The organism is Mucilaginibacter sp. P1_D10, assembly GCF_056406215.1.
Genome location: NZ_JBFUAP010000023.1, coordinates 1 through 13181, shown reverse-complemented (window position 1 = coordinate 13181; position 13181 = coordinate 1). Strand labels below are relative to the sequence as shown.

At 47.7% G+C, this 13181-nt stretch carries 9 protein-coding genes; 6 read left to right on the top strand and 3 right to left on the bottom strand.

Annotation, left to right across the window (positions count from 1 at the left end):
• Nucleotides 1-5: 5 nt before the first annotated feature.
• The gene (queA, locus tag AC1DYT_RS24890) at nt 6-1055 is read right to left on the bottom strand and encodes a tRNA preQ1(34) S-adenosylmethionine ribosyltransferase-isomerase QueA (RefSeq protein WP_477459241.1); all 1050 of its coding nucleotides are present in this window, start codon (nt 1053-1055) and stop codon (nt 6-8) included.
• 205 nt (nt 1056-1260) lie between these two features.
• Between queA and AC1DYT_RS24885 the strand changes: the two genes are divergently transcribed.
• On the top strand, nt 1261-2508 hold the full coding sequence (locus tag AC1DYT_RS24885; RefSeq protein WP_477472201.1) for an ABC transporter permease: 1248 nt from the start codon (nt 1261-1263) through the stop codon (nt 2506-2508).
• Nucleotides 2509-2525: 17 nt separating this feature from the next.
• Nucleotides 2526-2996, top strand: coding sequence for a hypothetical protein (locus AC1DYT_RS24880; RefSeq protein ID WP_477472200.1), 471 nt, complete (start codon nt 2526-2528; stop codon nt 2994-2996).
• Here AC1DYT_RS24880 and AC1DYT_RS24875 read toward each other — a convergent pair.
• Nucleotides 2993-6250, bottom strand: a complete 3258-nt coding sequence (locus AC1DYT_RS24875; RefSeq protein WP_477472199.1) for a PAS domain-containing hybrid sensor histidine kinase/response regulator — start codon at nt 6248-6250, stop codon at nt 2993-2995. The genes AC1DYT_RS24880 and AC1DYT_RS24875 overlap by 4 nt on opposite strands.
• 145 nt (nt 6251-6395) lie before the next feature.
• On the opposite strand from AC1DYT_RS24875, the gene AC1DYT_RS24870 reads away from it, so the two are divergent.
• Both AC1DYT_RS24870 and AC1DYT_RS24865 read left to right on the top strand, forming a co-directional pair.
• Nucleotides 6396-7682 (top strand): citrate synthase, encoded by a 1287-nt coding sequence (locus AC1DYT_RS24870; protein ID WP_477472198.1) that lies wholly within the window; start codon nt 6396-6398, stop codon nt 7680-7682.
• A gap of 408 nt (nt 7683-8090) precedes the next feature.
• Nucleotides 8091-9986: a RecQ family ATP-dependent DNA helicase gene (locus AC1DYT_RS24865; RefSeq protein WP_477472197.1), complete on the top strand. Its 1896-nt coding sequence runs from the start codon at nt 8091-8093 to the stop codon at nt 9984-9986.
• Nucleotides 9987-9999: 13 nt separating this feature from the next.
• On the opposite strand, the gene AC1DYT_RS24860 is transcribed toward AC1DYT_RS24865, so the two are convergent.
• The gene (locus AC1DYT_RS24860) at nt 10000-11343 is read right to left on the bottom strand and encodes an IPT/TIG domain-containing protein (protein WP_477472196.1); all 1344 of its coding nucleotides are present in this window, start codon (nt 11341-11343) and stop codon (nt 10000-10002) included.
• 196 nt (nt 11344-11539) lie between these two features.
• Here AC1DYT_RS24860 and AC1DYT_RS24855 point away from each other — a divergent pair, with 196 nt between their 5' ends.
• On the top strand, nt 11540-12064 hold the full coding sequence (locus AC1DYT_RS24855; protein ID WP_477472195.1) for a hypothetical protein: 525 nt from the start codon (nt 11540-11542) through the stop codon (nt 12062-12064).
• Nucleotides 12065-12376: 312 nt separating this feature from the next.
• A complete protein-coding gene (locus tag AC1DYT_RS24850) occupies nt 12377-12979 on the top strand; it encodes a GIN domain-containing protein (protein WP_477472194.1) in 603 nt (200 codons plus the stop codon).
• The last annotated feature ends 202 nt before the right edge of the window (nt 12980-13181 follow it).

Sequence of the window (13181 nt, the reverse complement as noted above, 5' to 3'; positions counted from 1 at the left end):
TAATCTTAAATTATCAGCATCGCGTCGCCGTAGCTGTAAAAGCGGTATTTCTCTTTCACGGCAATTTCGTAGGCGTTCATTACGTGCTCGTAACCGCCAAATGCACTCACCATCATCAATAAAGTCGATTCGGGCGTGTGGAAATTGGTTATCATGCTGTTGGCTATGCTGAATTCGTATGGCGGGAAGATGAACTTGCTGGTCCAATCGTTTGCGGCTTTAAGCGTTTTGTTGGCCGATACAGCCGACTCGATAGTGCGCATAGAAGTGGTACCGACGGCGCAGATACGGCTCTTGCGCTCGATACCTTTGTTTACGATGTCAGCCTGTTTTGCTTCGATGATAAACTGTTCAGAATCCATCTTGTGCTTGGTAAGGTCCTCCACCTCAACCGGGCGGAAGGTGCCTAAACCCACGTGCAGGGTAACCTCGGCAAATTCAACGCCTTTTAGTTCCAGGCGTTTCATCAGCTCGCGGCTAAAGTGCAGGCCGGCGGTAGGGGCAGCAACTGCTCCTTCATGCTTGGCAAATATGGTTTGGTAGCGTTCTTTATCGTCGGCAGTGGCTTTGCGTTTGATATATTTTGGCAGCGGTGTTTCGCCCAGTATCTCTACGTTGCGGCGGAATTCCTCGTCGGTACCGTCGAACAAGAAGCGGATGGTGCGGCCGCGCGAAGTGGTGTTATCCACAACCTCGGCTATCAGCAGGTCGTCGTCGCCAAAGTATAACTTGTTGCCTACGCGTATCTTACGGGCCGGGTCAACCAAAACATCCCAAAGGCGTAGTTCTTTATTGAGTTCGCGCAGCAGGAAAACTTCGATGGTGGCACCGGTTTTTTCTTTATTGCCATACATGCGCGCAGGGAATACTTTGGTGTTGTTCAGGATCATTACATCCTTGTCATCAAAATAATCCAATATATCCTTAAATATTTTATGCTCAATTTTGCCCGAATCGCGGTGGAGCACCATTAAGCGCGATTGATCGCGTATGTCTGATGGCGAATGAGCGATAAGTGACTCGGGTAAATTGAATTTAAACTGGGATAATTTCATGCTTTATATATGAATTTTCAGGGCGCAAATGTACGGATTTTTTGTTAGTTTAACCGATTTTTATAACATTTCGTTTTGATTATTAGAAAAATACTTTTATGGCGAACGCTGTAACTTAAAGCCGCAGCCGCAGTCTAAACCCCATATCGCCCTGCACAGCTATAAAAGCACGGGGCGCTTTGCCTGTTACGATAACGATACCGATATGATCATATTAAAACTTATCCGCGAGAGTTTCCTGTTTGCATACGATGCGCTTAGGCAAAACAAGCTACGCACGCTGCTTTCCCTGTTGGGCGTAACCATTGGTATATTTACCATCATCGCGGTACGCTCTGCGGTTGATACGCTGCGCAACAATTTGCAGGCAAGCGTAAATAAGCTGGGCAACAATAGTATTTACGTTGAGAAGTGGCCCTGGGTGGGCGAGGATAACTTCCCCTGGTGGAAGTATATGCAACGCCCCGTGCCTAAGCTGCGCGATTTTGAGCAGATGCGCCGCCGCAGCCAAACTGCCAAGGCTATTACCTATGAGATAAGCATTGCTAACCGTACCGTAAAATATGGCAGCAACACGGTAGATGGCGCACAGATAGGCGCGGTATCGCATGAGCACGATAAGGTAATTAGCTTCGATTTTCAGGATGGGCGATATTTTACAGATATTGAATCGCGCACGGGCTCGCCAGTGGCCATCATTGGTTATGATATAGCCGACAACCTGTTCCCCTCCGGCGATGCTGTGGGCAAGCAAATGAAGATAATGGGCCGCAAGGTTACCATTATAGGTGTTTTTAGCAAGCAGGGCGATGATATGCTGGGTATTTCTACCGATAAGCAATTGATTGTGCCATTGAATTTCGCCAAAAACGTTATCGATATAGAGGACGAAAAATACTCGCCTTCGTTAGTAATCCGAGGGCACGACAACCTTTCCGAAGATGAAGTAGAAAGCGAAGTACGCGGGCTGATGCGCTCTATCCGCAGCATTCGCCCCGGCGATGAAGATAACTTCGCCCTCAACAAATCAAGCGTCATCTCCAACCAGTTGGATAGCGTTTTCGGCTTCGTGAACGTCGCGGGCGCCATCATAGGCGGCTTCAGCGTATTGGTTGGCGGTTTCGGTATTGCCAACATCATGTTCGTATCGGTAAAAGAACGTACCAATATCATCGGCATACAGAAATCATTGGGTGCCAAAAATTATTTTATCCTGCTGCAGTTCCTCATCGAATCGGTGGTACTTTGCCTGATGGGGGGGCTTATCGGGCTGGGGCTTGTGTACCTGGGCACCGTGGGGGCTAAGGCAGCCTCGGGGCTCCAAATTGTTTTAGACGCAACCAATATCATCAGAGGCTTAAGTATCTCGGTAATCATCGGCATCATTGCGGGCATTATACCGGCCTGGTTTGCATCCCGGATGGATCCTGTTGAGGCTATACGTACCAACTAATTAGCATCAGGCGGGCAATGGTCAAGTATTTTAAACTACTGCCGCCTGCTGCTTCAGACTACTTTACTTATGTGCTAAGTTTTGCGCTCGTATTCGATTTCGGCTTTTTGCCGCGGATACAGGACGGCAGCGAAACTATGGGCATGTTCCTGCTGTTCTCGGTGTTTATGGCCCTCGGGTTGCTGACCTTTTCTCTCCTATTCTATTACTTTATCAGAAGTAAGCTGAGGCATATCGCTGCCTATTGCTTAATGATGTACCTGCTATCAGAACTTATCGCCGCTTTTGTATTGGGAAGGCCCTGCCTGTTCGGCCTATTTACCGGGCCGGTGGTGTACAACGGTACATCTTATCCGGAAATCTTCATTTTCCAGAAGCATGCAGCCTTCGGATTATCCATGTCGTTTATTATAGCGGCTGCAATCTGTTTCGCCAGGAAAGTTCTGGCATCGTACATGGCAAACGTAGGGCCGCCTAAAGCCGGTTAAATATTCTGAGTTAGTACAGGCTTACAATGCCTGGATACCTTCTCGAAAAGCACCTCGGGCACGAAAGGCTTGGTGAGGAAATCTCTCATGCCATGTTCAAAAGCTTTGGTATGCGTTTCGGGCATAGCATCTGCAGTAAAGGCGATGATAGGCAGCAAGGGTTGTTGTTCTTTGATGATGGCCGAAGCCTCGAAGCCATCCATCACGGGCATCTGCAGGTCCATAATGATTAAGTCGTAAGCCTTTTCGCCGGCCATTTTCACGGCTATCAGCCCGTTGGCGGCGTCGTCCACATTAGCCTGCCATTTTTTGAGGAATTTGGCGGCTATCATAATATTCATCTTATTATCATCTACCACCAAAATATTCATGCCGTAAAGATTGGGCGGCAATAGGGTAGCGACAGGTTTTTCCGGCAGCGCCGGCGCCTCCTCTGCCAGTTGGAACCATACCGAAAAAATAAACTGGGTGCCCTTGCCCAGTTCGCTCGTAACGTGTATGCTGCTTTTGTAAAGCTCCACCAGCCTTTTGGTTATCGCCAGCCCCAGGCCGGTGCCGCCATAATCGGCATTGATAACCTGTTCTTCCTGTATAAATGGATCGAATATTATCCCGAAGTTCTCGGCAGCTATGCCAATGCCCGTATCGGTAACCTTAAAGGTAATGAGTATTTCGCCATCTGTGGCCCGCTCTTTCTGCAGTACAATGCCCACCTTGCCTTGTTTGGTAAACTTAACGGCGTTGTTCACCAGGTTTATGAGTACCTGGCTAAGCCTGTTTTGATCGCCTATGAGGTATGCGGGGATGCTTTGGTCGGCAATGAGTTCTATTTCCAGGTTTTTCTCCACCGCCCGGGCGTAGAACGATTGCTTGATATTTTGCGCCAGGTGATGAATGTTGAATGGCGAGTTATTGAGCACCAGTTTGCCGGCCTCTATCTTATTATAATCAAGTATGTCGTTGATAATAGCCAGCAGGTTCTCTCCGCTGAATTTAAGCGTATTGAGGTACTCCAGTTGTTCGGGCCTTGGATCTTCGGCAAGCAGCAGGTTGGTAGTGCCTATCACCGCGTTCATGGGCGTGCGTATCTCATGGCTCATGATGGACAGGAACTCCGATTTGAAGCGCGAGGCGCGCTCGGCCTGTTCTTTGGCGGTGATTAATTCCTGCCGGGCTATTTGCTGCCTGGTAATATCTTCGCCTATGCTGGTGGTGCCTTTAAGGTTGCCTTCGTTATCGTAGCTGATGGTGTTTTGCCAGCTGACGGTACGCAGCTCGCCGTTGCGGCAGATAACCGGGTTTACGTAATGCACCTTTACGGTATTGGTGATAAACCAGCCCGTCATCATCTCGCGCAGGTCCTCGGGGATAAAATTATTCATCCAGTTCATGCCCAGTATCTCGTCCTGCTGGTAGCCAAGCAGGTTGGCCAGGTGCTTGTTGCAGAATATTACATTCCCTTTCTCATCCAGCGAAAGCGCGGCCAGGTTAATGGTTTCCAGCACCTGGCGGAATTTATTTTCGGTGCTTTTGTGTTCTATTTCGGCCTGCTTGCGCTGGGTAATATCCTGTAGGGTGCCTACTATCTTGCGCAGGCTGCCGTCCTCGCGGTACTTCAGTTTACCGGTAATAACGCTGATATGTTTTAATTTGCCCTTAGGCGTTATAATGCGATACTCTACTGCTACATCAGATGCGGCCTTAAACAGGTTTCTTACAATATATACATCGTCGGGGTGTATATATTTTATTAATGCCCTGCCCGCGTGTGTTAACGATGCTTCGTGTTCATCCAGTTCATATATGGCGCTTACTTCTTCGCTCCAGGTAAGTTTTTTGGTAGCATTATAAAATTTCCAGTTGCCTATTTTGGCTATGGTTTGCGCTTCCTGCAACTCGGCCTGGCTTACTTTCACCGCTTTTTCGGCAAGCCGGGCCTCTGTTATATCCTGTATTATGCCAACAATACGGCTTAACTTGCCGGTTTCATCGGTGTGCAAATCGCCGCGCAATATCTTTATATATTTAACATTCCCTTTAGGCGTTACCAGTTTATGCTCGTGGTTGAGGTTGGTAATAGTGGTAATGTTTTCGAAGTACGCTGCGGTATTCTTCAAGTCATCCGGATGCACCAGGCTCATGTAATACTGGAATTTATCAACGCCTTGTAGTATCGAATCAAGTTCCAGTATCTTAAATAAATTATCCGACCAGTAATCTTCTTGCGTTAAGGCATCAAACCACCAGTTGCCGGTTTTGGCTATGCTTTGTGCTTGCTGAAGCAAATATTCGCTCTCCTGTAAAGCATCTGCACGTTTCTTTTGCTCGGTAATATCCGTAACTGATACCGATATGCGGTGCAAATAATTGCCGTTGATATCGAACACAGGCGCGGCCTTGGCCATGAACCATTTGGGTTGCCCAAATAGCGAGGCGAACTCCAAAGTGTAAGGCTCGCGGTATTTCATTACATGATCATATGCCCTGGCAAAGGGGATAGCTTGGGTTGGGTCCATTCCCTCTAACAAATGCTTGTTGAGGAACTGCTCCGGGGTAAGGTAAGACGGGCTTTGCGGCCCGAACCATACGTTGAGGCAGATGATGTTTTCGTCGAGTTCGAAGATGGTATCGTTCATCGAGCTGATGAGCGCGTGCAGTTGCTGGCGGCTTTCGCGTAGTGTGCGATCATTAGCTACCAGGCTTTCGTTCAGTTGCAATACATCGTTTATGGCTTTCCTGAACTGCTGTTGGTAGCTTCCCATCACAAAGAACGATACATAGGCTATCAGCGTGAATATCACCAGCAATATGATGAGTATGGTGCCCGAGATAAACAGCTTTGGCGCCGTGTAATAGGCGCAGAGGATAACTGCCAGGTTCAATACGCTGATGGTAACAAACTCCCAACGTTTGCTGCAAAAAAAGGTAAGCGAGATAAATATGGTGATGGAACTGAACAGGTACACATGCTCAAAACCGTTTTTGCCCAGCAAGATGCCGTTGTTGATGGCAAGGTACGCGATGATGGTTGCGTAAACCGAGTACTTGTATGCCGTTTTATACCTGCCGAACGACAGGCTTAGCGCTACGGCGCAAAAAAGGCAGTTTATAGCGCGCAGCCAGATAGGGTCGTAAGAGTTGTAATAACACAAATAGTGAAGCGATGGGCCTGCTATAAACAAACCCAGCAGAAGCAGGCGGTAAACCGTATGGTCGTTATCTATCTTCAGCAGGGTTTTTTCCTTAAACGCCATGCACGGGGTGTTTTTTTAACATCAGCAAACTAATATACGGCAAAAATGCATGTACCGGCATAAGAATTTTACAATTAGTAAATTGTATCTTGAAGCCTGTTTATACGCATATTTACTTACATTTGTTGCAAATACTATATTTTCCATGTCTGATACCGCACAACTAAAAATTGGTGATAAAACATACGAACTGCCTGTAATTGAGGGCACCGAGGGCGAAAAGGCGATAGATATTTCTAAACTGCGCGACTTAAGCGGCTACGTTACTTTAGATATAGGGTATAAAAATACTGGTGCTACCAAAAGCGCCATTACCTTTTTAGATGGCGAGGTAGGCATACTTAAATACCGCGGTTACCCTATAGAGGAGCTGGCCGAAAAATCGACCTTTATAGAGGTTGCGTACCTGCTGATATACGGAGAGTTGCCAACTGCCGGGCAGCTGGAAAGTTTTGGGCGCGAGATTAGCCGCCACACCCTGGTGCACGAGGATATGAAGAAGTTTTTCGATGGCTTCCCTTCCGGCTCGCACCCTATGGGGCAGTTATCGTCGTTGATTGGCGCTTTGGCGGCTTTCAACCCGGCATCGCTTAAGCCGGGCCTTACTGCCGAGGAGGTGAACCTGGAAATTATCAAGCTGATTGCCAAGATGAGCACCATCGTATCGTGGATATACAAAAAATCGTTGGGCCACCCCATGATGTATCCGCAGAATAAGCTGGATTACGTTACCAACTTTTTGTACATGACCTTTGGACAACGTACCGAGGATGTGGTGATAGACCCTGTGGTGGTAAGCGCCATGAACAAGCTGCTGATACTGCATGCAGATCATGAGCAGAATTGTTCGGCTTCAACCGTGCGCATCGTAGGTTCTTCGGACGCTAACCTGTATGCTTCTATTTCTGCAGGGATTTCTGCCCTTTGGGGGCCGCTGCACGGCGGCGCAAACCAGGCCGTGATAGAGATGCTGCAGAAGATAAAAGAAGACGGCGGCGATACCGATAAGTGGATAAAGAAAGCCAAAGATAAAAACGACCCTTTCCGTTTGATGGGCTTTGGCCACCGCGTTTACAAAAACTTCGACCCGAGGGCAAAAATCATCAAAAAGGCCTGCGACGATATATTAGAAAAGCTGCACATACAGGACGAAACCCTGGAAATTGCCAAAAAACTGGAAGAAGTTGCCCTTAGCGACCCATACTTTGTAGAGCGCAAACTTTACCCTAACGTAGATTTTTACTCGGGCATTATCTACACCGCCTTAGGCTTCCCAACGGACATGTTTACCGTGCTGTTTGCCCTTGGGCGCCTGCCGGGATGGATAGCCCAGTGGAAAGAGATGAAAGCCAACAAGGAACCTATTGGCCGCCCGCGCCAGATATACGTTGGCGCTACGGATAGGGAATATACCGATATTAACGAACGATAAGCACCTTAATACATAGCGATGGGTTTCAAACCCATCGCTATGGTGTAAATCCCCAACCACGTCATGCCGAACTTGTTTCGGCACCCCACTTGCAAGGTTCGCGAGCATGCAAAGCGGCTTAGCAAAGTGGTTACCGACATGATGGGGTACCGAAACAAGTTCTGCTTGACGGCTGATTATGTTTCTATCAGACTGAGCAAAGCAATAAATACAACAAAAGCCCGCCATTTGCCGGGCTTTTTCTATAAAAAACGAATGTTTTAACTTGTTCAAGCGTAGGAGATGATAAAAAATTGGCTCGGAATTTTATTTAGGACGACTGTTCTTCTTATTGTCTTCGCGGCAGTTTACTGGTTTATTATGTGGGCAGCCATATCACTCTATTAACTAGCACTAATAACCAGCCAAATGACCACACGCGAACTGCTTAAGCAATATTGGGGGCACGATAACTTCCGGCCGATGCAGGAGGAAATCATCACGTCGGTATTGCAGGGGCACGATACGCTGGCCTTGCTGCCTACGGGCGGCGGCAAATCCGTATGTTTCCAGATACCGGCTTTGGCTAAAGACGGCATATGCATTGTGGTATCGCCACTTATCGCACTGATGAAAGACCAGGTGGAGAACCTGAGGGAAAAGGGCATCGACGCGGTTTCCATCGTATCGGGCATGAGCCGCCGCGAGGTGGATATCGCGCTGGATAACTGCATCTACGGCTATACAAAATTTCTGTACCTCTCGCCCGAGCGTCTATTATCTGAACTGGTGCGCGAGCGCATCAAGTACATGAAGGTAAACCTTTTTGCGGTGGATGAGGCGCATTGTATATCGCAATGGGGTTATGATTTCCGCCCGCCATACCTGCACATTGCGGAACTGCGCGAACTGCACCCCAATGTACCTGTGCTGGCCCTTACGGCAACAGCCACGGCCGATGTGCGCGTAGATATACAAGAGAAGCTTTTATTTAAGCCAGGCAGCATGCTTTACCAGCAGAGCTTCGCCCGTAAAAACATCAGCTATGTGGTGCGCCATGCCGAAAATAAAAGCCGCGCCTTGATGGATGTTGTTGGCGGTGTAAAAGGCAGCGGCATTGTTTACGTGCGTACACGCAAGGGCACTGCCGATGTGGCCAAATTCCTGAACGAACACAACTATAAGGCCGATTATTACCACGGCGGCCTCAGCGCCGATGAGCGCAGCGAAAAACAAGAGGCCTGGAAAAACAACCGAACCCGCATCATCGTAGCCACCAATGCTTTCGGTATGGGGATAGACAAGTCTGATGTGCGTTTCGTGGTACATCTGGAGGCACCCGATAGCCTGGAAGCCTACTACCAGGAGGCCGGCCGCGCCGGTCGCGATGAGCAAAAGGCCTACGGGGTATTGCTTTACGATGGCATAGACAGGCTGCGTCGCGAGAAAGTATTCCTGCAGAGTTTTCCCTCCGTTGCAGAAATCAAGCAAACCTATCATTATCTGGCAAATTACTGTCAGATAGCTTACGAAACGGGCGAGGGCATGAGCTTCGACTTGGATCTGGCCGATTTTTGCAGCACCTATAAGCTCGATGCCATCAAAACACTTAACGCGCTGAAGTTTCTGGAGCAAAACGAATATGTAGCTTTTACCGAGAGCGTTTTCCTGCCCTCGCGTTTCAGGTTCGAGGTGACTAACGAAGAACTTTACAACTTCCAGATACAGAACCCCGGCTGGGACCCATTCATCAAAACGCTGCTGCGCTCGTATGGCGGTTCCTTCGAGAATTACGTGCGGCTGAAAGAATTTGATCTTGCGCGCCGCACAGGCATGAGCGTGCAGCAGGTTGTAGAGGGGTTGAACCAGTTGGGCGGCTACCAGTTATTGAGCTACCTGCCACAAACAGATAAACCGCAGATAACCTGGCTAATGCCACGGCAACACAACGATAATGTATTTATCAACAAGGCAGATATAGAGGCCCGCAAGGCCACCTACCGCAAAAAGATGGAGGCCGTATTTGCCTACGCCGAGCACAAACGCTGCCGCAGCCAAATGCTGTTGGCCTATTTCGACGAAAACAACGCGGCCAAATGCGGCGTATGCGATGTTTGCCTAACCGAAAAGCGGCAAAAGAATGCGTCGGAGATATTCGAGAACATCACCAACGAAATAGTTGAGCTATTAAGCGTAGAAGCCCACAATATCGGTCAACTGATAACCGGCCTTAAGCGCGGCACCGAAAAAGAAAAGATAGAAACCCTGCGGCTGCTGCTGGATGCCGGGAAAATAAAAACGGACGGGGAGAAGTATTATTTGTAATGACGGAGCAGGCTTATTGCATGCCTATTTTACGAACCAATAAGCTGCCCTGGTCTGTAACATACAAATTTCCGGCCTTATCCATTGTTATACCTACCGGTGCTATAAAAGTGGCTTGTTCTGCCAAGCCATCTTTGATACCCTCTTTACCCGTGCCCGCAATGGTAGAAACCACACCCGCTGGCGTTATCTTACGAATTTGGTGACTCCCGGCATCGGCCACGTAGATATTATCAGCAGCATCTATGTAAAGCCCCTGGGGAGACATAAAGCCAGCCGCCACACCCGTGCCATCCTTTGCAATCCGTTGATCATTGCCCGCAAAAGTGCTAACCATACCATCTTTGGTAATTTTACGAATGCGGAAGTTATCGCGGTCGGCCACATATAGGTTGCCCTTGCTATCTAAAACTAATTCATCCGGATATTTAAATTTGGCCACGTTGGCAGGGCCATCGGCAAAGCCTGCATCCACCCCCGCAAAGTTTGTTACCTCACCCGCAGGGGATATTTTTTTTATCGCGTAAAAGCCGTCGGATACATACAGGTTGTTTTCTTTATCAATAGCAATACCGCTGGGGTTGCCCACAAAAAAGCTTAGCGGCCATAACTTCCCCTCATAAGTTGCCATAAGCGTGGTTACTTCGGCGTTTGTGGTTAATTTCCGCACACCGCGGTTGGTGCTATTTTCTGTAAAATAAAAATTACCGTTAATATCGGCCGCAATACGGTTCGGCCCAGCCAGGAAAGCTTTATTGCCAATGCCATCCCAAGACAGCGCTGTCGAGCCGTGAACCCCCGCAAAAGCCGTTATATTACCCAGCGTGTCAATTCTTTCAATCACGTTGTAACCCGGCTCGGTAACAAGTAAATTGCCTTCGGCATCGGCAATAATATCCCTTGCTTCCAAGGACCATAATTTAGCCGTAGGCCCGAAGTTATAAATGCCATATGCATTGTACCCAAAATAGGTGGTAACCATCATGTGAAATTCATAGGTAAAAACGGGCCCGGTAACAGTTGTGCCATCTACCGATAAGGTTACTTTGCCGGTGCCGGCAGCTAGTGGCACCGTTACCGTGATGCTGGTATTGCTTGATGCACTTATAGTTGCAGGCTTACCATTAAAAAAAACCTTGTTGTTATTCGTTACATCGTCAAACCCCCGGCCTGTTATCACCACAGTGGTATTGTAAGGGCCGCTATAGGTACTGAGCGAGGTGATTGCTGTGTAGGGCTGTTTCGGCCCGTCGTCTGCAGGTTTTGGTTTGTTTTTTTTACATGCTACAACGCATAAGGTCATTGTGAACACCACAAGCACACGAAGCAGTTTTTTATTACGGATAGGTAAGGCCATAGTAGATGGGTAAAGTATGAAAAATAAATGGGATTGCCCAACGGACGAGTTACTTATTTTATTAAAAACAGGTGTTTTTGAATAAATTTGATGCACAAAGGAATAGCGCAATATATTTATTTATCATTTCTGCCGTTTACCTTATATCTTTAATTGCCAAAAATTTCCCTCGGCTTGTAAACCTGAGTAAATCATCATGAAGAAGGTAGCGGGTGTTTTACTTCTATTAACTATCATTTGGGCGGGCTACCTCTCCAATGTGAAAGCTGCAATACCTAATCAGGTCGATACCGTTGCCCATTATCTGTTATCCGTAGTAGATGCCCAAAAAATCCTCGGACAAACCACTAAACTTACCGGGCGTACAACTCCAATTAAAAACGGCGTAACCCAATACCAATGCACCTACATTGGCGGGCCGGAAGTTGTACCCGGAAGCAGACCATGTTACCTATACTATTCGTTAGAAAGGCATGCCTATGTAGCCAAGGCACAAAAATTATATGCAGATATGCTGGCAAGCAACAGCGGCATGGTTGGCGTTAAGAAACTATCAGGCGTTGGCGATGAAGCCTGGCTGCATACCGACGGCAGCAACTTCGCCCTCATCATCGTACGGAAGGGTAATGCGTTGCTACGCTTAAAAATAAACAAGCTCACCTCAAAGGTATCAATGACCGAACTGCAAAATGCTGCGAGCAGGATAGCGGATAGGCTTTAGGATAAATCCGTCAATTTTCATTCGGATTTTTTTCTAAAAGCAAAACAATCTAATCATATCCTCATTTTCCTTTATCTGCACATCTGCACATCTGCACATCTGCACATCTGCACATCTGCACATCTGCACATCTGCACATCTGCACATCTGCATCTTTTTCGCCGACCCTTTTCCACCGTTCACCGATGTAATTGCCCCGTACGTCTATTTGGCCATATTTTGCTGTAACGTTTCCTGAATGGGTGCGTCATATGGGTGTATTTAATAAAACGAAAAAACATAAAAGCACTCACTATCAAAATATTAGGAATTATGAAAGCGAAATTTTTAACCATAGCAACCATCGTCACTTTAGCCTTAGGTACCGCAACAACAACCTTCGCCGCTACCAACAACAACGAAGAAGTAGCCACCGTTTTAACAAATGTTAGCCAGATAAACAAAATAGAAATACGCGGTAACGTGCAACTATTCGTATCAGACGGCAGCGCCGACCAGGTGAAAGTTTACAACCGTTACTATGCCGAAAGCGCCCTGGTACAAAACGATAACGGCGTATTGCGCATTGCATCATACAACGCAAAAACACTGGTAGTTTGGGTAACCGCTGCCGACCTGCGCACCATCTCTGCTTACGATAACGCCGAAGTAAAATCATTCGGTAACCTGTCTAAGATCGATCTGGACGTTAATCTGTACAACAACGCTTCTGCAAAGTTGAGCCTGGATGCCTTTAAAGCAAACATCACCGTGAACGACCGCGCCAAAGCCGACCTTACCGGTAACGTAACTGATTACAACTTAACCCACGACCAAAGCGCAAGCGTAAACCAAACCAACCTGGTAGCAGTAAACAAAGCCGATAAAACAACCAACAAGCACACCCTGGCTAAAGAAGATGTAGCCGCCTTGTAAGCACTACTTTTGCAAAAGTTCAATATATATTCTGCAGCCATCGCGTAAGCGGTGGCTTTTTTTGTGTGCGCCCGGCACGGGCGCAAGCTATAGGGTGAGAGTCCCGAACGCGCCTTGATAGTGGGAAGCGTTAACCAAAAGCAAGGGTGTCGTGGGTGACTGCGAATCTGAAGGAAGCTGGCGGTAAATCTCTGGCCTGACG

Coding starts and splice junctions, on each gene's coding strand:
- AC1DYT_RS24885 (WP_477472201.1), top strand. CDS start 1,261: ATGATCATATTAAAACTTATCCGCGAGAGTTTCCTGTTTGCATACGAT.
- AC1DYT_RS24850 (WP_477472194.1), top strand. CDS start 12,377: ATGAAAGCGAAATTTTTAACCATAGCAACCATCGTCACTTTAGCCTTA.
- AC1DYT_RS24875 (WP_477472199.1), bottom strand. CDS start 6,250: ATGGCGTTTAAGGAAAAAACCCTGCTGAAGATAGATAACGACCATACG.
- queA (WP_477459241.1), bottom strand. CDS start 1,055: ATGAAATTATCCCAGTTTAAATTCAATTTACCCGAGTCACTTATCGCT.
- AC1DYT_RS24880 (WP_477472200.1), top strand. CDS start 2,526: ATGGTCAAGTATTTTAAACTACTGCCGCCTGCTGCTTCAGACTACTTT.
- AC1DYT_RS24855 (WP_477472195.1), top strand. CDS start 11,540: ATGAAGAAGGTAGCGGGTGTTTTACTTCTATTAACTATCATTTGGGCG.
- AC1DYT_RS24865 (WP_477472197.1), top strand. CDS start 8,091: ATGACCACACGCGAACTGCTTAAGCAATATTGGGGGCACGATAACTTC.
- AC1DYT_RS24860 (WP_477472196.1), bottom strand. CDS start 11,343: ATGGCCTTACCTATCCGTAATAAAAAACTGCTTCGTGTGCTTGTGGTG.
- AC1DYT_RS24870 (WP_477472198.1), top strand. CDS start 6,396: ATGTCTGATACCGCACAACTAAAAATTGGTGATAAAACATACGAACTG.